Origin of the sequence: Serratia marcescens subsp. marcescens ATCC 13880 (assembly GCF_017299535.1) — a bacterium.
Classification (GTDB): domain Bacteria; phylum Pseudomonadota; class Gammaproteobacteria; order Enterobacterales; family Enterobacteriaceae; genus Serratia; species Serratia marcescens.
The window spans coordinates 838165-859059 of the sequence record NZ_CP071238.1 but is presented as its reverse complement, the minus strand read 5'-3'; the positions used below and the strand labels follow the sequence as shown (position 1 = coordinate 859059).

The 20895-nt window shown below is 60.4% G+C and carries 21 protein-coding genes; 6 read left to right on the top strand and 15 right to left on the bottom strand.

Annotated elements, in window-relative coordinates; translation table 11 throughout:
• Positions 1 to 253 precede the first annotated feature (253 nt).
• Genes J0F90_RS03940 through ftsB form a run of 6 tightly spaced genes read right to left on the bottom strand, consistent with a single transcriptional unit; the run spans position 254 to position 4182 of the window.
• The gene (locus J0F90_RS03940) at positions 254 to 880 is read right to left on the bottom strand and encodes a protein-L-isoaspartate(D-aspartate) O-methyltransferase (protein WP_033641281.1); all 627 of its coding nucleotides are present in this window, start codon (positions 878 to 880) and stop codon (positions 254 to 256) included.
• Complete coding sequence (gene surE, locus J0F90_RS03935; protein WP_015376691.1) at positions 874 to 1635, bottom strand: 5'/3'-nucleotidase SurE; 762 nt, start codon at positions 1633 to 1635, stop codon at positions 874 to 876. The genes J0F90_RS03940 and surE overlap by 7 nt, the downstream gene beginning before the upstream one ends.
• On the bottom strand, positions 1616 to 2662 hold the full coding sequence (gene truD, locus J0F90_RS03930) for a tRNA pseudouridine(13) synthase TruD (protein ID WP_033641280.1): 1047 nt from the start codon (positions 2660 to 2662) through the stop codon (positions 1616 to 1618). The genes surE and truD overlap by 20 nt, the downstream gene beginning before the upstream one ends.
• Before the next feature lie 4 nt (positions 2663 to 2666).
• On the bottom strand, positions 2667 to 3140 hold the full coding sequence (ispF, locus tag J0F90_RS03925) for a 2-C-methyl-D-erythritol 2,4-cyclodiphosphate synthase (RefSeq protein ID WP_004932594.1): 474 nt from the start codon (positions 3138 to 3140) through the stop codon (positions 2667 to 2669).
• A 10-nt stretch (positions 3141 to 3150) separates the two neighbouring features.
• Positions 3151 to 3858, bottom strand: coding sequence for a 2-C-methyl-D-erythritol 4-phosphate cytidylyltransferase (gene ispD, locus J0F90_RS03920; RefSeq protein ID WP_028127843.1), 708 nt, complete (start codon positions 3856 to 3858; stop codon positions 3151 to 3153).
• A 3-nt stretch (positions 3859 to 3861) separates the two neighbouring features.
• Positions 3862 to 4182: a cell division protein FtsB gene (gene ftsB / locus J0F90_RS03915; protein ID WP_016929043.1), complete on the bottom strand. Its 321-nt coding sequence runs from the start codon at positions 4180 to 4182 to the stop codon at positions 3862 to 3864.
• Positions 4183 to 4585: 403 nt separating this feature from the next.
• On the opposite strand from ftsB, the gene J0F90_RS03910 reads away from it, so the two are divergent.
• From J0F90_RS03910 to J0F90_RS03900, 3 genes are all read left to right on the top strand, one after another.
• A complete protein-coding gene (locus tag J0F90_RS03910) occupies positions 4586 to 5356 on the top strand; it encodes a basic amino acid ABC transporter substrate-binding protein (protein ID WP_015376687.1) in 771 nt (256 codons plus the stop codon).
• Between the two features lie 114 nt (positions 5357 to 5470).
• Positions 5471 to 6190, top strand: coding sequence for an amino acid ABC transporter permease (locus tag J0F90_RS03905; RefSeq protein WP_042706788.1), 720 nt, complete (start codon positions 5471 to 5473; stop codon positions 6188 to 6190).
• The gene (locus J0F90_RS03900; RefSeq protein WP_033641279.1) at positions 6174 to 6896 is read left to right on the top strand and encodes an amino acid ABC transporter ATP-binding protein; all 723 of its coding nucleotides are present in this window, start codon (positions 6174 to 6176) and stop codon (positions 6894 to 6896) included. Before J0F90_RS03905 ends, J0F90_RS03900 begins: the two co-directional genes overlap by 17 nt.
• Positions 6897 to 6948: 52 nt before the next feature.
• On the opposite strand, the gene J0F90_RS03895 is transcribed toward J0F90_RS03900, so the two are convergent.
• The 5 genes from J0F90_RS03895 to cysG all read right to left on the bottom strand — a co-directional run bounded on the left by J0F90_RS03895 (position 6949) and on the right by cysG (position 11788).
• Entirely contained in the window at positions 6949 to 7275 is a 327-nt protein-coding gene (locus tag J0F90_RS03895; RefSeq protein ID WP_016929047.1) for a DUF3561 family protein, read from the bottom strand.
• A gap of 84 nt (positions 7276 to 7359) precedes the next feature.
• Entirely contained in the window at positions 7360 to 8049 is a 690-nt protein-coding gene (gene cysC, locus J0F90_RS03890) for an adenylyl-sulfate kinase (protein ID WP_080286893.1), read from the bottom strand.
• A complete protein-coding gene (cysN, locus tag J0F90_RS03885) occupies positions 7988 to 9415 on the bottom strand; it encodes a sulfate adenylyltransferase subunit CysN (protein ID WP_016929049.1) in 1428 nt (475 codons plus the stop codon). The genes cysC and cysN overlap by 62 nt, the downstream gene beginning before the upstream one ends.
• Before the next feature lie 11 nt (positions 9416 to 9426).
• Positions 9427 to 10335: a sulfate adenylyltransferase subunit CysD gene (gene cysD, locus J0F90_RS03880; RefSeq protein WP_004932620.1), complete on the bottom strand. Its 909-nt coding sequence runs from the start codon at positions 10333 to 10335 to the stop codon at positions 9427 to 9429.
• 22 nt (positions 10336 to 10357) lie between these two features.
• The gene (cysG, locus tag J0F90_RS03875; protein ID WP_033641278.1) at positions 10358 to 11788 is read right to left on the bottom strand and encodes a siroheme synthase CysG; all 1431 of its coding nucleotides are present in this window, start codon (positions 11786 to 11788) and stop codon (positions 10358 to 10360) included.
• A 260-nt stretch (positions 11789 to 12048) separates the two neighbouring features.
• Here cysG and J0F90_RS03870 point away from each other — a divergent pair, with 260 nt between their 5' ends.
• Positions 12049 to 13119, top strand: a complete 1071-nt coding sequence (locus J0F90_RS03870; protein WP_033641488.1) for an aminopeptidase — start codon at positions 12049 to 12051, stop codon at positions 13117 to 13119.
• A gap of 55 nt (positions 13120 to 13174) precedes the next feature.
• On the opposite strand, the gene J0F90_RS03865 is transcribed toward J0F90_RS03870, so the two are convergent.
• The 3 genes from J0F90_RS03865 to cysJ are packed head-to-tail and all read right to left on the bottom strand — an operon-like array spanning position 13175 to position 17487.
• Entirely contained in the window at positions 13175 to 13909 is a 735-nt protein-coding gene (locus J0F90_RS03865) for a phosphoadenylyl-sulfate reductase (protein ID WP_016929052.1), read from the bottom strand.
• Between the two features lie 60 nt (positions 13910 to 13969).
• On the bottom strand, positions 13970 to 15685 hold the full coding sequence (cysI, locus tag J0F90_RS03860; RefSeq protein ID WP_016929053.1) for an assimilatory sulfite reductase (NADPH) hemoprotein subunit: 1716 nt from the start codon (positions 15683 to 15685) through the stop codon (positions 13970 to 13972).
• Positions 15685 to 17487: an NADPH-dependent assimilatory sulfite reductase flavoprotein subunit gene (gene cysJ, locus J0F90_RS03855; protein ID WP_033641277.1), complete on the bottom strand. Its 1803-nt coding sequence runs from the start codon at positions 17485 to 17487 to the stop codon at positions 15685 to 15687. Before cysJ ends, cysI begins: the two co-directional genes overlap by 1 nt.
• A gap of 436 nt (positions 17488 to 17923) precedes the next feature.
• On the opposite strand from cysJ, the gene queD reads away from it, so the two are divergent.
• Positions 17924 to 18283 (top strand): 6-carboxytetrahydropterin synthase QueD, encoded by a 360-nt coding sequence (gene queD, locus J0F90_RS03850; RefSeq protein ID WP_004932638.1) that lies wholly within the window; start codon positions 17924 to 17926, stop codon positions 18281 to 18283.
• Between the two features lie 30 nt (positions 18284 to 18313).
• Here queD and queE read toward each other — a convergent pair whose 3' ends face one another.
• Entirely contained in the window at positions 18314 to 18985 is a 672-nt protein-coding gene (gene queE / locus J0F90_RS03845; protein WP_004932641.1) for a 7-carboxy-7-deazaguanine synthase QueE, read from the bottom strand.
• Between the two features lie 327 nt (positions 18986 to 19312).
• Here queE and J0F90_RS03840 point away from each other — a divergent pair, with 327 nt between their 5' ends.
• A complete protein-coding gene (locus tag J0F90_RS03840; protein ID WP_015376678.1) occupies positions 19313 to 20653 on the top strand; it encodes an MFS transporter in 1341 nt (446 codons plus the stop codon).
• Positions 20654 to 20895 lie beyond the last annotated feature (242 nt).

The window sequence follows — 20895 nt, the reverse complement described above, 5'->3', positions numbered from 1 at the left end:
AGCCGAGCTTTTGCCACTTCCCAGTTTCTGCGATGTAAAGGCGCCGCCGGCCGATCCCTGAACGCCAGGTCATCTCGCGCCGGAGCATCAAAACGCGCGCCAATGCTAACCACATTGGCGTTGCCGCACCATAAGACAACTACGTAGAAAGGCCAATTCTAGTGAAAATTAGCCTGATTGGAACGAGAAAACCTTATCCGGCCATGATGAAAGTGCAACAGATTTTGCAGACGGTCGAAAATTCAGACAATCGCTAGGCCAATTCGCCTTTCACCAACGGCACAAAGCGCACTGCCTCTACCGCATCGATAACGAAATCGTTGCCATGACGCTGAATGCGTTTGAGGGTTTGAGCCTGCTCACCCACCGGCAACACCAAAATGCCGCCATCGTCCAGCTGCTCCACCAGCGCCTGCGGGATCTCCGGCGGCGCGGCAGTGACGATGATCGCATCGAACGGGCCGCGCGAGGCCCAACCCTGCCAGCCGTCGCCGTGGCGGGTGGAAACATTGTGAAGATCGAGCTGTTTCAGGCGGCGCTTGGCCTGCCACTGCAGCCCCTTGATGCGTTCGACGGAACAAACGTGTTGCACCAGATGTGCCAGGATAGCGGTTTGATAACCGGAACCGGTGCCGATCTCCAACACCCTTGAGGTGGGCTTCAGATTCAGCAGCTCGGTCATCCGCGCCACCATATAAGGCTGGGAAATGGTCTGACCGGAACCGATCGGCAATGCGGTGTTTTCGTAGGCTTTGTGATCCAGCGCTTCATCGACAAAACGCTCGCGCGGCACCGCTTCGATCGCCCGCAGCAGCTTTTCGTCCCGGATCCCCTGCTGCCGCAGCTGCGTCAGCAATGTTTGCATGCGCTTATTCACCATTCCCCGCTAACCTCTGCCTTGGTTAACCATGTTTTCACGACTTCTTGCGCCGCGTAGGCGGTTAAATCCACCTGTAGCGGCGTTATCGCCACATAGCCTTGTTCCACCGCCGCAAAGTCGGTATCCGGCCCGGCATCAAATTTATCACCAGGCGGCCCGATCCAGTAGATATTTTGTCCGCGCGGATCCTGCTGGCAGAAGACCTTGTCGGCAGGATGGCGGCTGCCGCAGCGAGTAACGCGCAGGCCTTTGATCTCAGCCAGCGGCAGATCCGGTACGTTAATATTCAGGATTTTTCCGGTACGTAACGGTTCACGCTGCAGCGCGCGCAGGATGCGGCAGGTAATGGCCGCTGCGGTCGCGTAGTGTTGGTGACCGTTCAGAGACACCGCCAGCGCGGGCAGCCCCAGGTGCCGGCCCTCCATCGCCGCCGCGACGGTGCCGGAATAGATAACGTCGTCACCCAAATTCGGCCCGGCATTAATGCCGGAGACCACGATATCGGGCGCCGGGCGCATCAATGCGTTGACGCCAAGGTAAACGCAGTCGGTCGGCGTCCCTTGCAACACCGCAATATCCCCGTTGGCCAGCGTCTGCGTGCGCAACGGCGACTCCAGCGTTAAGGCGTTGGAAGAGCCGCTGCGGTTACGATCCGGCGCCACGACCTGCACTTCGGCGAATTCCCGCAGCGCCGCCGCCAGCACCTGAATGCCCGGGGCGCTGACGCCGTCATCGTTACTCAGCAATATCCGCATCACTGTCATCCTGCTGCATAATTTCACGCACCACGCTGGTCGCGAAGCTGCCTGCCGGCAGCCAGAAGCGCAATTCTACGGTAACGTCATCCCACCAGTTCCACTGCAAATTTTGCGGCTGCAACAGCAGGGCCCGGCGAGCGGGGTCGACACGCTCGCGCTTTAAAAGCGTAAGCAATTCCGGCTGTTCCGCCAAGCATTGTTGTTCAAAAGCCAAGGCTTTGCCGGCGGTGCCTGGCTCACCGTCGCCCGGTAAGGGAGCCGTAACCACCAGCTCACCGGCATCCAGCCGCTGCTGCAATGCCTCCAGCTCATCGGCTTTGGCGACGAACCAGCTACCGCGGCCGCTCAGCTGCAGGGCGTCCCCCTCCAGCGCGGTGCGCTGCAGGCCGTCGGCCAGGCGTTGGCTCGCGATCAGATTGAACAGCGCGCTGCGGCTGGCGGACAGATAGAAACTGCGCTTGCTGCGCTCTTTGACACGAATTTCATCATTCGCCCAGCGGCGCGCCATCGCCAGATTGTTGCCGCCGCGGCCGAAACGCTGGCTGCCGAAGTAGTTCGGCACGCCCTGCGCAGCGATGGCCTGCAGGCGACGTTCCACGTCCTGCCGATCGGAAATCTGGCGCAGCACCAACGTAAAGTGGTTGCCCTTCAGGTTGCCGATGCGCATTTTACGCAGGTGGCGGGCAGACGAGAGCACCTCGCAGCCTTCCAGCGTAAACCGGGAGAAATCCGGCGTGTCCTTACCCGGCATATGCAGGCAGAACCACTGCTCGGTCACCGCGTGGCGATCCTTCAAACCGGCATAGCTGACAGAACGGGCGTGAATGCCGGCGAAGCGCGCCAGGTAATCGGCCACGAACTGGGTATTGCAGCCGTTTTTACGGATATTCACCAGCACGTGCTCGCCTTCGCCGTCCGGCGCAAAGCCCAGATCTTCGACCACCACGAAATCTTCCGGATTGGCTTTCAACACCCCGGTGCTCTGCGGCCGGCCATGCAGCCAGGTCAGATTCGCCATATCCATGCGGTTATTCCTTGATCAGCAAGGCGACCGCTTCGCACGCGATGCCCTCGCCGCGCCCGGTGAAACCGAGCTGCTCGGTGGTCGTGGCCTTCACGTTGACGTCATCCATATGGCACTGCAAATCTTCCGCCAGGAAGACGCGCATCTGCGGGATGTGCGGCGCCATTTTCGGCGCCTGGGCAATAATCGTGATGTCGAGATTGCCGAGGCGGTACCCTTTGGCGCGGATGCGTTTCCAGGCTTCGCGCAGCAGCTCGCGGCTGTCCGCGCCCTTGAAGGCCGGATCGGTATCGGGGAACAGCTTGCCGATATCGCCCAGCGCCGCCGCCCCCAACAGGGCGTCGGTGGCGGCATGCAGCGCGACGTCACCGTCGGAGTGGGCCAGCAAGCCTTTGTCGTAAGGGATGCGAACACCACCGATCACCAACGGGCCTTCGCCGCCGAATTTATGTACATCAAAACCGTGACCGATACGCATGATGCGCTCCTTAATTGTCTAACTGGGTCAAATAGAACGCCGCCAGCGCCAAATCCTCCGGCCGCGTTACTTTAATGTTGTCCGCCCGGCCGGCGATCAGCAGCGGATGATAGCCGCAATGTTCCAGCGCCGAGGCTTCGTCGGTGACGTTCGCGCCTTCATCCAGCGCGCGCTGCAGGCACTGCTTGAGCAGCGGCAGCGGAAACAGCTGCGGCGTCAGCGCATGCCACAGATCCTGCCGTTCGACGGTGTGGGCGATGGTTTCGCGGCCGGGTTCGGCGCGTTTCATGGTGTCGCGCACCGGCGCGGCGAGAATGCCGCCGACCTTGCTATGTGCGGTGATCGCCAGCAGGCGCTCGAGATCGTCGGCGTGCAGGCAGGGGCGCGCGGCGTCGTGCACCAGCACCCAGTCCGCATCACCCGCCAGTTTCAGCCCGGCCATCACCGAATCGGCGCGCTGCTTGCCGCCTTCGGTGACGATCACCCGCGGATCCTGGGCGATCGGCAACTGTTCGAACTGGCGATCTTCGGGGCCGATCGCCACGATCACCCGTTCAATGCGCGGGTGGCGCAACAGGGCGTGGATGGCGTGTTCGACGATGCTGTGCCGGCCGATGGTTAAATATTGCTTCGGGCATTCCGCCTGCATGCGGCTGCCGATACCGGCAGCGGGCAGGACGGCAATCACCGAGGGAAAGGTACCTGCGGAGTGATTCATGCGTTATTTTTGTGCGTTGTTTTGCGAAGAAGACGCCGCGTTGCGTCTGGATTGGTCAGGAACCAGACGATAGAAAGTCTCACCGGGCTTGATCATGCCCAGCTCATTACGCGCACGCTCTTCGATCGCTTCCTGTCCGCCGTTCAAATCATCGATTTCGGCAAACAGCTGATCGTTACGCGCTTTCAACTTGGCGTTGTTGCCCTGCTGGACCGCAACGTCTTCATTGACCCGCACGTAATCGTGAATACCATTTTTGCCCAGCCACAGTGAATACTGTAACCAACCGAGCAATGCCAGCAATAGCAGCGTAAGTTTTCCCATCTCCGCCCCCTGAAAAACCGACCAATCATCCCACAACTTCTCGTTGGACTCCACACTGAGAGCGGCATTTCAGCGCCAAATTCAGAATACGGATGAAGGGTTCCCGTGTTTATCGCCTAATTCCGCTGCGAAAGCGGCAAAAAACGCCCCTTTGGCTCGGCGCGCGCGCCGCGTTTTCCAATGAGACACACGCTGCCCCACCTCCATTATGCAGCAAGAATCACTGCATCACCGCTTCCTGACCCATCGCTTACGCCAAAGCAAAGCAAAAAGTGAATATTTAACACCATAGAGAGAATAATCCTCATGCAGCGGTTGCACTTTCATTCATTGAAGCTTATTTTTATGCACTCATAGTGCATAAATAATTCCAATATATAACCATTCATTATCGGGGATCGCGATGTTAAAACGTTTAGTTCTGATCGGCGCCTGCCTGGCCGCCACCTTCTCTATCGCCGCGTTGGCGGCTGAACCAACCTACGTCGTCGGCTCCGGCGGCACCTATCGGCCGTTCGAATTTGAAAACAGCCAAAAGCAGCTGGAAGGTTTCGATATCGACATCATCAAGGCGGTGGCCAAGGCTGAAGGCTTCCAAATCAAACTGATCAATACGCCGTGGGAAGGGATCTTCGCCACGCTGAACTCCGGCGATCGCGACATCATCATTTCCGGCATCACCATCACCGACAAGCGCAAGCAAATGGTTGATTTCTCAGCGCCTTACTTCCCGGCGGAGCAGGCTATCGTGGTGCCGCAAGACTCGACGGTGGACTCCATCGCCGCGCTGAAAGCGCTGAAGGTCGGCGTGGTAAACTCCAGCACCGGCGACATCGTGGTGTCCGACGCGCTGGGTAAAAACAGCACCGCCATCAAGCGCTTTGACAACACCCCGCTGATGCTGCAGGAGCTGTATGAAGACGGCATCGGCGCGGCGGTCGGCGACGTCGGCGTGGCCAAGTTCTATATCAAAACCCACCCTGAGAAAGCCTTCAAGCTGGTGCCCGACGCCAAGTTCGAGCGCCAGTATTTCGGCATCGCCGTCGCCAAAGGCAACGATGAACTGCGCAACAAGATCAACGCCGGCCTGAAGAAAATCGTCGCCGACGGCACTTACGCCAAGATCTACCAAACCTGGTTCGACAGTAACGTACCGACGCTGCCGGCGGAATAATCCCCAGTCGCCGGCGCCCGCAAGAGCGTCGGCGCGCCACCGTTTCAGCCTACCAAGAAGGAATACCCCTTGAACTTCCGCTGGGAGATCATCCAGGAATACGCGCCGCTGTTTATGGAAGGCGCCTGGATGACCATCAAATGCACCATTATCTGCGTGCTGCTGGGCACCACCTGGGGCTTGATCCTCGGGCTGGGCCGCTTGGCGCAGGCGCCGCACGGCATCTGGAAACCCATCCTGCATTACGGCGTTCAGTGGCCGGTGCGCATCTACATCAGCGCCTTTCGCGGCACGCCGCTGTTCGTGCAGATCATGGTGGTGCACTTCGCGCTGGTGCCGCTGTTCATCAACCCGCGTGACGGTCTGCTGGTCACCAGCGGCCTGATGAGCGTCGATTTCGCTCGCGCGCTGCGCGCCGACTACGGCGCCTTTCTCTCCTGCGTGGTGGCGATCACGCTCAACGCCGGCGCCTATGTGTCGGAAATCTTCCGCGCCGGGATCCAGTCGATCGATCGCGGCCAGATGGAGGCATCGCGCTCGCTCGGCATGAGCTATGGCAAGACCATGCGTCAGGTGATCCTGCCGCAGGCTTTCCGCCGCATGCTGCCGCCGCTGGGCAACAACGCCATCGCCATTGTCAAGGATTCGTCGCTGGCCTCCGCCATCGGCCTGGCGGATCTGGCCTATGCCGCCCGTACCGTCTCCGGCGCCTACGCCACCTACTGGGAGCCCTATCTGACCATTTCGCTGGTCTATTGGGTCATCACCTTCCTGCTCTCGCTGCTGGTGCAGCACATGGAAAAGAGGTTCGGTAAAAGTGATTCGCGTACATAACCTGCAAAAACAGTTCGGCGAAAGCCACGTGCTGCGCGGCATTTCTTGCCAGATCGCCGCCAACGAAGTGGTGTGCGTCATCGGCCCTTCCGGCTCGGGAAAAAGCACCTTCCTGCGCTGCATCAATGCGCTGGAAACGCTCTCCGGCGGCGAGATCGAGGTGAACGGCTTCGCCGTCCACGATCAGAAAACCGACCTGAACAAAATGCGTGAAAGCGTGGGCATGGTATTTCAGCGCTTCAACCTGTTCCCGCACATGACGGTGTTGGAAAATATCATCATGGCGCCGGTGAGCGTGAAGAAACAGCCGCGCGCTGAAGCCATCGCACAAGCCGAGCAGCTGCTGCTCAAGGTTGGCCTGCTCGACAAGATCGACGCCTATCCCAACAGTCTGTCCGGCGGCCAGCAGCAGCGGGTGGCCATCGCCCGCGCGCTGGCGATGGCGCCGAAGATCATGTTGTTCGACGAACCGACCTCCGCGCTCGATCCTGAGCTGGTGGGCGAAGTGCTGGCGGTGATGAAATCACTGGCCCTCGAGGGCATGACCATGGTGGTGGTGACGCATGAGATGGGCTTTGCCCGCGAGGTGGCCGACCGGGTACTGTTTATCGATCAGGGGATCATTCAGGAAGAGGGGCAGCCGCAGCAGATCTTCAGTCACCCGTCCAATCCGCGCACTCAGGCGTTTCTAAGCAAAGTTTTGTAACCTTCGGCACGGCTTTGCAATCCTGCGGGCGCCGGCATCGGCGCCCACTCTCTCACCACCCGGTCAGGAAGCTGAACACCAGCCAGAACAGGCACAGCACAACGGCGCCGGTCAGCAGCAGCGTCAAGATCAGACGGCCGCGCAGCAGCATGCTGAGAGTGATGCCGATCAGCACCGACAGCGGCATCAGCGCCAGGAAAAACGGCCAGGTATAGAGCAGGAAAAACAGCGTGTTGGAACCGTAAACCAGAAACGGCAACGCGAACGCCAGCCAGTAGAAAACAAAGCCGCTGACGCCGCCCAGGAAAGAATAAGAAGGCTCCTCTCTCTCCTGTTTTGACTGCTTGGAGTCGATCAAGATAGGCGTGACATTTTGCATAGTGATCCCTGGTTATTCGGCTCGCTCTGCGGCGGCTTAGAGTAAAAAGCGCATGGCGAAAAACGCCACACGCTTTTTTTGAATTCAGGGTTTGATAATAGCCTGACCACGCAACACGTCTAACAATTGCGCAATCAAATTTGTTACCAATTGTTGGCCGTCGAGGTGGATTTCCGGCTGCTGCGGCGCCTCATAAACCGCGTCGATACCGGTGAAATTGCGCAGCTCGCCGGCGCGCGCTTTCTTATACAATCCCTTCGGATCGCGCGCCTCACAGATCGCCAACGGCGTGTCGACGAACACCTCGATAAAGCGATCGTCGCCGAGCATCTCGCGCACCAGTTGCCGCTCGGCGCGGTGCGGCGAAATGAACGCGGTCAGCACCACCAGCCCGGCATCCACCATCAGTTTGGACACTTCTCCCACCCGGCGGATGTTCTCGCGCCGATCCTCGTCGGAAAAACCGAGATCGCGGCACAAACCATGGCGCACGTTATCGCCGTCCAGCAGATAGGTGCTGACGCCAAGCCCATGCAGCGCTTGCTCCAGCGCGCCGGCGACGGTGGATTTGCCCGAGCCGGACAGCCCGGTAAACCACAGCACCGCGCCGCGGTGGCCGTTGCGCGCTTCGCGATCCGCGCGCGTGACCGCGTGCGGATGCCAAACCACGTTCTCATCGTCCGGCCCGGTCGCCCTCAGTTCAGCGGCCACCTTATCGGCCACCGAGCAGATCGCGGGCGCCCCAGTGCGGGAAGTGCTTGCGCACCAGCGCATTCAGCTCCAGCTCGAAGGCGCTGAATTCTCCGCGCGCCGCCGATGCGGCCTGCAGCGTTTCACGCACCAGACCGGCGCCAACCGTGACGTTGCTCATGCGATCGATGAAGATCAGCCCGCCGGTGTCGTGATTGCTCTGATAGCTGTCCAGCACCAGAGGTTCGTCGAAGGTCAGCTCCACCAACCCGATGCCGTTGAGCGGCAATGTATCGGCCGGGTGTTGCGCCAGCGTGTTGATCTCCACCTGATGGCGGATGCTCTCCACGCGGGCGCGGGTCTTTTTGCCGGCGATCTTGATGTCGTAGCTCTGGCCCGGCACCAGCGGCTGCTCGGCCATCCATACCACGTCCACCCGCGCGCTCTGCGCCGCCTGCAGGTTTTCGCCGGCGTCGACCAGCAAATCGCCGCGGCTGATGTCCACTTCATCTTTCAGCACCAGCGTAATCGCCTCGCCCGGCACCGCTTCTTGCAGATCGCCGTCAAAAGTCACGATGCGCGCCACGCTGGACTCCACGCCGGAAGGCAGCACTTTGATGCGTTGCCCCACCCGCACCACGCCGGCGGACAGCGTGCCGGCATAACCGCGAAAATCGAGGTTCGGGCGGTTGACGTACTGTACCGGGAAACGCAGCGGCTGGTTTTCTCGCTCGCTGATCACATCAACGCTCTCCAGCACTTCCAGCAGCGTCGGGCCGCTGTACCACGGCATATGGGCGCTTTCGCTCGCCACGTTGTCGCCGTCCAGCGCCGACAACGGCACGAACTTGATGTCCAGATCGCCGGGCAACTGCTGGGCGAAGGTCAGGTAATCCTGTTTGAACTGCTCGAACACCGCTTCCTGATAGTCCACCAGATCCATTTTGTTTACCGCGACCACCAGATGGCGAATGCCCAGCAGGGTCGCGATAAAGCTGTGGCGGCGAGTCTGATCCAGCACCCCTTTGCGCGCGTCGATCAACAGGATCGCCAGATCGCAGGTCGAGGCGCCGGTGGCCATGTTGCGGGTGTACTGCTCATGCCCCGGGGTATCGGCGATGATAAATTTACGTTTTTCGGTCGAGAAATAGCGATAGGCCACGTCGATGGTGATGCCCTGCTCGCGCTCGGCCTGCAGGCCGTCCACCAGCAGCGCCAGGTCGAGCTTTTCGCCCTGAGTACCGATGCGTTTGCTGTCGCTGTGCAGCGTCGACAGCTGATCCTCGTAGATCTGGCGGGTATCGTGCAGCAGGCGGCCAATCAGGGTGCTTTTGCCATCATCGACGCTGCCGCAGGTCAGAAAGCGCAGCAGGCTCTTGTGCTGCTGCGCGTGCAGGTAGGACTCGACGCCGCCCTGGTCAGCGATTTGTTGTGCAATTGCGTTGTTCATCCGGCGGCTCCTTAGAAATACCCTTGACGCTTTTTCAGCTCCATCGAGCCGGACTGATCGCGATCGATCATCCGCCCCTGGCGTTCGCTGGTGGTGGAGACCAGCATCTCTTCGATGATCTCCGGCAGGGTTTGCGCCTGCGAATCCACCGCGCCGGTCAGCGGCCAGCACCCCAGGGTGCGGAAACGCACCATGCGCTGGCTGATCACTTCACCCGGCTGCAGATCGATGCGATCGTCGTCCACCATCATCAGCATGCCGTCGCGCTCCACCACCGGGCGAGGTTTCGCCAGGTACAGCGGCACGATGTCGATCTTTTCCAGGAAGATGTACTGCCAGATATCCAGCTCGGTCCAGTTCGACAGCGGGAACACGCGGATGCTCTCCCCTTTGTTGATCTGGCCGTTGTAGTTGTGCCACAGCTCCGGCCGCTGGTTTTTCGGATCCCAGCGGTGGAAGCGATCGCGGAACGAATAGATGCGCTCTTTGGCGCGCGATTTCTCCTCGTCGCGCCGCGCACCGCCGAAGGCAGCGTCGAAACCGTACTTGTTCAACGCCTGCTTCAGGCCCTCGGTTTTCATGATGTCGGTATGCTTGGCGCTGCCGTGCACGAACGGGTTGATGCCCATCGCCACCCCTTCCGGGTTTTTATGCACCAGCAGCTCGAAGCCGTACTCCTTCGCGGTGCGATCGCGGAATTCGTACATTTCGCGGAACTTCCAGCCAGTATCGACATGCAGCAGCGGGAACGGCAGCGTGCCGGGGAAGAACGCCTTGCGCGCCAAATGCAGCATCACGGAAGAGTCTTTGCCGATGGAATACAGCATCACCGGGTTGGCGAATTCAGCGGCGACTTCACGGATGATATGGATACTCTCCGCCTCCAATTGCCGCAAATGAGTGAGTCGTTTTTCGTCCATAACAGATCCTTAAAAGCCTTGCCTATGCCAAATTCACGACGGCCGGGCGCGCGGCCCCTTCCGTCTGCGATTGATGCCCGAACCAGGCGATTTGATGGTGTAGTTCCACCACTTCGCCAATCACCAGCAGCGCCGGCAGCGGCGCCCGTTGGGCCAGGTATTCCAGGTGTTCCAGCGTGCCGATCTGCACCTGCTGATCGGCGCGCGTGCCGCGGCTGATCACCGCTACCGGCGTCGCGGCGTCGCGACCGTGGGCGATCAGACGTTGGCTGATGTCCGCCGCCTTCATGGTGCCCATGTAGATAGCCAGCGTCTGCCGCGCCCGGGCCAGATCGGCCCAGTCCAGACCATCGCCGTCCGGGCGGCAGTGGCCGGTGATAAAGGTCACGCTCTGCGCGTGATCGCGATGCGTCAGCGGAATGCCGGCGTAGGCGGTCGCCCCCGCGGCGGCCGTGACGCCCGGCACCACCTGGAACGGAATGCCGGCGGCGGCGGCCACCTGCAGCTCTTCGCCGCCGCGGCCAAAGATGAACGGATCGCCGCCCTTGAGGCGCACCACGCGTTTGCCCTGCTGCGCCAGCTCCACCAGCAGCCGGTTGGTCTCTTCCTGGATCACCGAGTGCGCGCCGGCGCGCTTGCCCACGCAGATGCGTTCGGCGTCGCGGCGCACCAGATCGAGGATCTCGCCGCTGACCAGATGGTCATACAGCACCACGTCCGCCTGCTGCATCACCTGCAGCCCGCGCAGGGTCAACAGCCCCACGTCGCCCGGCCCGGCGCCCACCAGGGCGATCTCGCCCTGTGCGCCTTCATCGCCTGCGGCGAAGCGGTGTAAATCCTGCTCCAGCTGCCGTTCCGCCTGCGCCGTCTGGCCGTTGGCCACCAGCGTGGCGAAACGGCCGCCGAAGGTTTTCTCCCAGAAACGGCGACGTTCGCCGATCGAAGCCAACCGCCGTTTGACCTGGCCGCGCCAACGGCCCGCCACCTGCGCCATCTGCCCCAAACTGGCGGGCAGCAACGCCTCCAGCTTTTCGCGCAGCAGTCGCGCCAGCACCGGCGCCTGGCCGCTGGACGACACCGCCACCACCAGCGGCGAGCGATCGATGATCGACGGGAAAATGAATGAGCAGCGCGGCTGATCGTCCACCACGTTGGCCAACACCCGGCGTTTATCCGCCTCGGCGAACACCGCGGCGTTCAGCGCGTTGTCGTCCGTGGCGGCGATCGCCATAAACACGTCGTCCAACTGCTGCGGATCAAAGCTTTTCCCCAGCCAGAGCACCTGCCCTTGCTGACGTTGTTGTTCCAGTTCCGGTGAGAGCGACTGCGCAACTATCCGTATTTCAGCCCCGGCGCGCTGAAGCAGATCGACTTTGCGCGCAGCCACGTCACCACCGCCAACGACCAGTACCGGGCGTTGTTTCAGGTCGGCGAATATTGGTAGATAGTCCACAACAGCCTTTTCATATAACAGAAAGATAGTGTGACTATACGGGCTGAGATTTAGCCTCTGAAATGACGAAAAGGAATGATTAGTTCCTTTATGGAATATAGGCCGCAATGCAGGAGGCAAACGGTAATACTCACGGCGGCGGTTTGCGCGTTCGTACGAAATTAAGAGACAGGGAAATTGTGTAATGCCGCCCGGCGTCTCATACTGGGTGCCGAAGAAAAATGATCGGCAGCGCCGATAGCAAAGAAGGATTTTTCGGTATGTTTTCCCGTTTTTACCTGAAGACCAGCCTGCTGGCCCTCGCACTCGGCGGCGTCTTCAGCGTTTGTGCCGCACAGCCCGTAAAAGACGCGCCAATGGGCCGTTTCGCCGCCGAACAGACCCGCCACATCGCCACTTACTTCCCCGGCCGCATGGCGGGCAGCCCGGCAGAATTGCTCACCGCCGACTATCTGAAGCAGCAATTCAGCAAGATGGGTTACCAAAGCGACATTCGCAGCGTCAATACGCGCTATCTCTACACCAGCAAAGACGGCAAGAAGAACTGGAACAACGTCACCGCCAGCTCGGTGATCGCCGCCCGCAACGGCGACAGCCCAAAACAGATCGTGGTCATCGCCCACTTCGACACCTATACGCCGCAGAGCGATGAGGATCTGGATAACAACCTCGGCGGCCTGACGCTGCAGGGCGTCGACGACAACGCCTCCGGCATCGGCGTGATGCTGGAACTGGCGGAACGCTTGAAGAACATTCCCACCGCCTACGGCCTGCGCTTCGTCGCCACCAGCGCCGAAGAGATCGGTTCACTGGGGGCGCAGAACTACCTGCAACGCATGAGCGCGGAAGAGAAAAGCAACACCGTGCTGGTGATCAACCTCGACAGCCTGATCACCGGCGATCGTCTGTATTTCAACGCCGGTCGCAACACGCCGCCGCAAATGGCGAAGCGTTCCCGCGATCGCGCGCTGGATATCGCCCATCGCTACGGCATCGCCGCCGCCACCAATCCGGGCAGCGCACAGCATCCGAAAGGCACCGGCTGCTGCTCCGATCAAGAGGTGTTCGACGCCGCTGGCATCCCGGTGCTGTCGGTGGAGGCCACCAACTGGTCGCTGGGCGACAAAGATGGCTACCAACAGCGCGCCGTCAGCCCGCACTTCCCGCAGGGCGTCACCTGGCACCGTCCGCAGTATGACAATCTGCAGTATCTGGATCGCTACCTGCCGGGGCGGATCGACAAACGCAGCCGCGACAGCGTGCAGATCCTGCTGCCGCTGATCAAAGAGCTGGCGCAGGCGCACCCGCCGAAACCACAGAAGAAAAAGTAGCCCGCAAAAAAACAGGGCCCAGCATTGCTGAGCCCTGTCGTGTGATTCGCCTCGTTTAGCCTTCGTGCAGGCCGCACTCGCGCTTCAGGCCGAAGAAACGCGTCTCTTCCTCGCTCATGCCCGGCTCCCACTTCTGGGTGGTGTGGGTATCGCCGACCGACAGGTAACCCTGCTCCCACAGCGGGTGATAACTCAGCCCGTGTTCGGTCAGATACTGGTAAATCTTGCGGTTGTCCCAGTCGATGATCGGCAGGATCTTGAACACCCCACGCTGCACCGCCAGTACCGGCAGATTGGCGCGGCTGCCGGACTGCTCGCGCCGCAGGCCGGCGAACCAGCTCTGCGCACCCAGCGTTTCCAGCGCGCGGTTCATCGGCTCGACCTTGTTGATCTGGTTGTATTTTTCAATCCCTTCCACGCCCTGCTCCCACAGCTTGCCATAGCGCGCCTCTTGCCAGGCGGGAGACTGCTCCGCGCGGAACACCTGCAGATTCAGCTTCAGTTGGTCGGTCAGTTGATCGATAAAGCGATAGGTTTCCGGGAACAGATAACCGGTGTCGGTCAGGATCACCGGGATATCCGGCCGGATACGCGTCACCAGGTGCAGGCATACCGCCGCCTGAATGCCGAAACTGGACGAGAGTACGAATTCGCCGGGCAGATGCTCCAGCGCCCATGCAACGCGCTGTTCGGCGCTGAGGGTCTCCAGTTGGCCATTGACCACCGCTAATGCCAGCGCCTGCCCGGATTTGGGCAACGCGTTCAGCGCCGCCAGATCGAATTCAGCCATGTTGTCTCTCCTGATACTTGAAATGACCTGTGCGGCCCCTCTGCCCAGGGGCCGCCGGCCTCACTCCCAAAAATCTCGCGCCGGATCCAGCACCGGTTTGACGATGCCCGCGCGAACGGTGAAGTCGCCGAAACCTTCGCCGGCGTTGCGCTCCTTCGCCCAGCGCCCCACCAGCAGATCGATCTCGCTCAGGATCTCATCTTCGTTGATGTTCTCGCGGTACATGCGCGGAATGCGTGTGCCTTCGCGGTTGCCGCCCAAATGCAGGTTATAGCGGCCGACCGCCTTGCCCACCAGCCCCAGCTCCGCCAGTAGCGCGCGGCCACAGCCGTTCGGGCAGCCGGTGATGCGCAGCACGATATGCTCGTCACCCACCCCGTGCCGATGCATGATCCCTTCCACCTTGGTGACAAACTGCGGCAGGAAACGCTCGGCCTCCGCCATCGCCAGCGGGCAGGTCGGGAACGACACGCAGGCCATCGAGTTTTTGCGTTGCTCGCTGATCTCGTCGTCGATCAGGCCATGATCGCGCGCCAAGGCTTCAATCTTCGCCTTTTCGCTTTCCGGCACGCCGGCGATGATCACGTTTTGGTTCGCCGTCAGGCGGAAGTCGCCTTTATGGATCTTGGCGATCTCCGCCATGCCGGTCTTCAGCGGGCGCCCCGGATAGTCCAGCAGGCGGCCGTTCTCAATAAACAGCGTCAGGTGCCACTGATCGTCGATGCCCTTCACCCAACCGATGCGATCGCCGCGGCCGGTGAATTCATACGGCCGAATCGGCGCAAAAGTGATGCCGGCGCGCTTTTCCACTTCGGCGCGGAAAACGTCCACCCCGACGCGCTCCAGCGTGTATTTGGTTTTGGCGTTCTTGCGATCGGTGCGGTTGCCCCAGTCGCGCTGCGTGGTCACCACCGCTTCCGCCACCGCCAGCGTATGTTCGAGCGGAATGTAGCCGAACTCGCTGGCCTGACGCGCGTAGGTTTTCTTGTTGCCGTGCTCAATGGACAGCCCGCCGCCCACCAGCAGGTTAAAGCCCACCAGCTTGCCGTTTTCGGCGATCGCCACGAAGTTCATGTCGTTGGCGTGCAGATCGACGTCGTTCTGCGGCGGGATCACCACCGTGGTTTTGAATTTGCGCGGCAGGTAGGTCGGCCCCAGAATCGGCTCTTCGTCGGTAGTGGCCACCTTCTCCTGATCCAGCCACACCTCTGCGTAGGCGCGGGTGCGCGGCAGCAGGTGTTCGGAGATCTTCTTCGCCCACTCGTAGGCTTCCTGATGCAGCTCGGACTCCACCGGGTTGGAGGTGCACAGCACGTTGCGGTTCACGTCGTTGGCGGTCGCCAGCGCGTCCAGCCCCAAGCGGTTCAGCAGCTGGTGCACCGGTTTGACGTTGCCTTTCAGAATGCCGTGAAACTGGAACGTTTGGCGGTTGGTGATGCGAATGCTGCCGTACAGCGTGCTCTCCTGCGCGAACTTGTCGATGCCCAGCCACTGCTGCGGGCTGATGATGCCGCCCGGCAGGCGACAGCGCAGCATCATGGCGTGGCGCGGCTCCAGCTTCTGCTCGGCGCGTTCGGCGCGAATGTCGCGGTCATCTTGCTGGTACATGCCGTGAAAACGGATCAGCAGGAAGTTGTCGCCGTTGAAGCCGCCGGTCAGGCCGTCGTTCAAATCTTCGGCGATGGTGCCGCGCAGGAAGTTGCTTTCCTTCTTCATGCGCTCCGCATCGGCCAGTTTGCCTTCGACTACCAAAGGCCCGGGGTGTTTATCACTCATCAGTAAACATCTCGCTGATAACGGCGCTCAAGGCGCAGCTCACTTAAAAATTCATCCGCCTGCTCGGTATCCATGCCACCGTGCTCGGCCACCAGTTCCAGTAATGTGTTTTCCACGTCTTTCGCCATGCGATTGGCATCGCCGCAGACGTAAATGTGCGCGCCTTCCTGAATCCAGCGCCACACTTCCGCGCCCTGTTCGCGCAGTTTGTCTTGTACGTATATTTTATGTTGCTGGTCGCGGGACCAAGCCAGATCGATGCGGGTCAGCAGGCCGTCTTTCACGTAGCGCTGCCATTCGACCTGATACAGGAAATCTTCGGTAAAGTGCGGGTTGCCGAAGAACAGCCAGTTTTTGCCGCCGGCGCCGTCCGCGTCGCGCTGCTGCATAAAGGCGCGGAACGGCGCGATGCCGGTGCCCGGGCCGATCATGATCACCGGCGTTTCCGGGTTGGCCGGCAGACGGAAGTTGTCGTTGTGCTCGATAAACACCCGCACGTCGCCGTCCTCCTCCAGGCGATCCGCCAGGAAGCCGGAGGCGCCGCCGCTGCGGGCGCGCCCGTCGATGTCGTAACGCACCACGCCCACGGTGATGTGCACTTCGCTTTCGTTCTCCGCCTGCGAAGAGGCGATGGAGTACAGGCGCGGCGTCAGCGGACGCAGCAGGCCGATCAGCTGTTCGGCGCTCAGATCCGCCGGCGCCTGGCGCACCATGTCGACGATCGGCGTGTTGTGCGCGTAATGCTGCAGCGCGGCTTTATCCGCCAGCAGGCCGATCAGCGTTTCGTCGCGCGACAGCGCGGCGTATTTATCGACGATCGGCGTGGTGTTCTGCGTCAGCTCGAAATGGCTGCGCAGCGCCTGCGCCAGCGGCAGGGTCTGCCCTTCCACCTCAACCGGCTCGTCGCCTTTCAGCCACAACAGCTGCACCAGTTCGTCCACCAGCGCCGGATCGTTGTCGAACCATACGCCGAGCGCATCGCCCGGCTGATAGCGCAGGCCGGAGTCGCCCAGATCGATCTCGATATGGCGCACGTCTTTATCCGACGCGCGGCCGGTAATTTTCTGCTTGACCGCCAGTTGGGCGGTGAGCGGTTGTTCCTTGCTGTACGGACTGCTGTCGATCAGGTCAACCGCGCCGCTGGCCAACACGCCCGGCGCGGCGCTTTCCGCCGGCGCGCGCGCCTTCAGCACCGACACCACCTGTTTGCGCCAGGCGGCGGCCAGCTCTTGGTACTCCACGTCGGCATCCACGCGCTCCACCAGGCGCTCGGCACCCAGCTCGGCCAGCTTGCCGTCGAAATCTTTACCTGACTGGCAGAAATTCTCATAAGAGGTGTCGCCCAGCCCGAACACCGCAAACGCGGTGTCATTGAGCTTCGGCGCCTTCTTCGAAAACAGGAATTTATGCAGCGCCACCGCTTCTTCCGCCGGCTCGCCTTCCCCTTGCGTGGAAGCGACGATCACCAGCAGGCGCTCTTGAGCTATCTGCTTGAACTTGTAGTCGCCGGCGTTGATCAGCGTGGCGCTCAGATTGGCGGCCAGCAGATCGTCGCGCAGCTGCTCCGCCAGGCGGCGCGCATTGCCGGTCTGCGAAGCGGAAATGATGGTGATGCCGGCGGCAGCCGCAGGGGCAACAGGCGCAATGGCCACGGCTCCGGGCTGTTGATTGACCATGCCCCAAAAATAACCGGACAGCCACGCCAGCTGCGTCGGCGAATAGTCGCCGATCGTCGCCTGCAGGCGCGCCAGCTGTTCGGGCGTCAGCGGGAGCAAAGATGTTGGAGGAGCCTGAGTCGTCATTGCTGTACTTATTTCCTATACTTAGCGCCTTTCCTGCCAGGCGCGCGCCAGTGCCAGTCGCTGTCTCTTCGCTGCGTCGGGTGTGCGGAAAAGATCAGGAGAGTTTGTAAGGTTACCGAGCAGAATAGCAACGATTAAATAAGGGATAGCAATAAATCATAACCAAAATGACTAAGCTGTTTTTCTGGTAAGGGATAACGCTTAAACCGTTAAACAAAGTTTTTTATCCAGATGAAATTAAAGCGCTTTTTTTCATCATTTTTTCACCGTTCAACATTTCGACTCATAACCCCAGCCGATAGGTGCCGCAAACACCAAACAAAAAAAGTGTTAACCGGGCGCGGTTACCGCGGCGGTAGACCATAACGGTATAAATGGCAAGCAGACGCGCTTTCCGGTACTATGCGGCGGTTTTTGAGTCAATGAGGCCGTAATAATGGCAACCACGCTGTTTAAAGATTTTCAGTTTGAAGCCGCACACCGCTTGCCGCACGTGCCGGAGGGCCATAAATGCGGCCGTCTGCATGGGCATTCGTTTATGGTGCGTCTGGAAGTGACCGGTGAAGTGGATCCCCACACCGGTTGGGTGATGGATTTCGCCGAGCTCAAGGCTGTGTTTTCCCCGATCTGGGAACGGCTGGATCACCATTATCTGAACGATATTCCAGGATTGGAAAATCCCACCAGCGAAGTGCTCGCCGCCTGGATTTGGCAGCAGCTCAAGCCCCAGCTGCCGGAATTGACGGCGGTGATGGTGAAAGAGACCTGTACTGCGGGATGCGTATATAAAGGTTAAAAGAAAGGGCGCCGCAATGGCGCCCTGATTTTAGGCGATGTTCAGATACTTGTGGGTCTGCATCGACAGCCGCCAATTGCGCGCGATACAGGTTTCAATACACAGACGGGTCGCCTCTTCTTTCTGGCTGATCGGCTGCAGCGCGATAATGCGCGCCTTGTCATCCTGCAACGTCGCCAGCAGCGCATCCAGCGCCTCGATGTCGCGCTCGCGCGCCACCGGATGCTTCACCTCGTCGGCGCGCCGCAGCGCCTGATCCAACACCTTCATGCCGCCGCGCATATTCACCTTGGGCGAAACCGTCACCCAGGTGTTGGCGGAGCAGCGAATTTCGTGGGTGCCGCTGGTTTCAATCTGGCAACGGTAGCCGTGCTGTTCGAACAGCTCGGTCAGCGGCGCCAGATCGTAAATGCAGGGTTCGCCGCCGGTGATCACCACATGGCGCGCGGTGTAGCCTTGTTGGCGCATCACCGCCAACAGCTGCTCGGCGCTGGCATTGCCCCAGGCGTCGCTCTCTTCTGTTTTGACCAGGATCCGTTGCAGGTCTACTTCCCGATGGGCTTCCTTTTCCCAGGTATGTTTGGTGTCGCACCAGCTGCACCCTACCGGGCAGCCCTGCAGGCGGATGAAAATGGCCGGCACGCCGGTGAAAAAGCCTTCGCCCTGCAAGGTTTGGAACATCTCGTTGATCGGGTACTGCATCGGTTTCTCAATCTGGAAAAGTAAAAAACGATTATCGCAGATTCCGGCCCGGCGACCAAACGGCCAAAATTGTATTAAATTTTTTCCTCCGCGCCGCCGCCAGCATATCTCACCGCCAATGGCGTTCATTTAATTTGTTAACCGGTCTTAGGCCTTTCATTCGCGGTGCAACCTGCTCCACAGAAAACAACACGCAGTTAACAAATAAGATAATTATATTTGACATAAAGCGCCGACGCGCAGATGTATATACAAGCAAACACAAGCCGAGCGTCAGTCTCGGCCACGTACTATTCATCACGACTACATCTGCGTTTAGAGGGTGCCATGACTCATTCCACCAGCGAGTTAAATATTCAACAGGCCATCGACGACAGCAAGTTTTCGCTGTTTCACTGGACACTGATCATTCTCGGATTCCTGATCCTCGCCATCGACGGTTTCGATACCGCCGCCATGGGCTATATCGCCCCCTCGGTCGCCAAAGACTGGGGCATCGTGAAGCAGGATCTGGGGCCGGTGCTGAGCGCCGCGCTGCTGGGGCTGTCGCTCGGCGCGCTGATAGCCGGGCCAATCTCCGACCGCATCGGCCGCAAGCGCGTGCTGGTGTTTTCCTGCCTGTTCTTCGGCCTGTCGAGCCTGGCCACCGCCTACGCCGGCTCGCTCAATAGCCTGACGCTGTGGCGTTTCCTCACCGGCCTCGGGCTGGGAGCGGCGATGCCCAACGCTATCACGCTGATCTCCGAATACGCGCCGCAGCGCTGCCGTTCGCTGGCGATCAATACCATGTATTGCGGCTTTCCGCTGGGCGCGGCCGGCGGCGGCGCCATTTCATCGTGGCTGATCCCGAGCTACGGCTGGCACAGCGTGCTGTTGCTCGGCGCCATTGCGCCGCTGGCGTTGACGGTTTTGCTGATCCTGCTGCTGCCGGAATCGGTCAAATATATGGTCAACCGCGGGCAGGATGCGGCGAAGATCAAACGCATCGCGCAACGCTTCGTCAGCCAGAGCCTCGACGGCGTGACGCGTTTTTACCTGTACGAAGAGAAGCTGACGCAGGCCAAGACCAGCGTCGGCCTGCTGTTCAGCCGCCCTTACCTGCTCGGCACGCTGATGCTGTGGGTGACCTACTTCATGGGGCTGGTGATCTACTACGTGTTGCTGAGCTGGATGCCAATCCTGATGCAGGGGCTGGGCTATCAGCTGGAACAGTCGGCGATGCTCACCTCGCTGTTCACCTTCGGCGGCACGCTGGGCATCCTGGTGGCCGGCTGGCTGATGGACCGCTGGAATGCGCACAAAGTGGTCTCGAGCGGCTTTGTCGTCACCGCCCTGCTGATCGTGGCGATGGCCACCGAAGACAAGCAGATCGTGCTGCTGGGCGCCTTCATCTTCCTGATGGGCGTCACCATGAACGGCGCGCAGTCCGGGCTGCAAACGCTGGCGGCCACCTTCTACCCGACCCACAGCCGCGCCACCGGCATCGCCTGGATGCAGGGCATCGGCCGCTTCGGCGGCGTCGCCGGCACCATGATGGGCGCCCAACTGCTGGCGATGCAGTGGGAAGTGCAGAGCATCCTGATGTTCCTGTGCGTACCGGCGCTGATCGCCGCCATCGCCACGGTGTGCAAGATGAGCCGCAAGCCGATGCTGCAACCGGCCGCCTGAGCCTGGCAAGCCCGCCCACGGCGGGCTTTCTTCCCGCGGTGATAGGGCTTGTTTATCCTCCGCCGCCAACTGTAATCAGTCTGTAAAAATATTGTGACTAGCCGCCCAAAAATGAGTCAATTTTAATTTATTTTTGCCGAACAGCTCACTTTTCTCCGGCTTTTCGCATATGAAGCCGGTGATAAAAAATCGCATATCAACCTGATATAAAAAGAAAATAACTTTTTCTTATGCCACTTTTC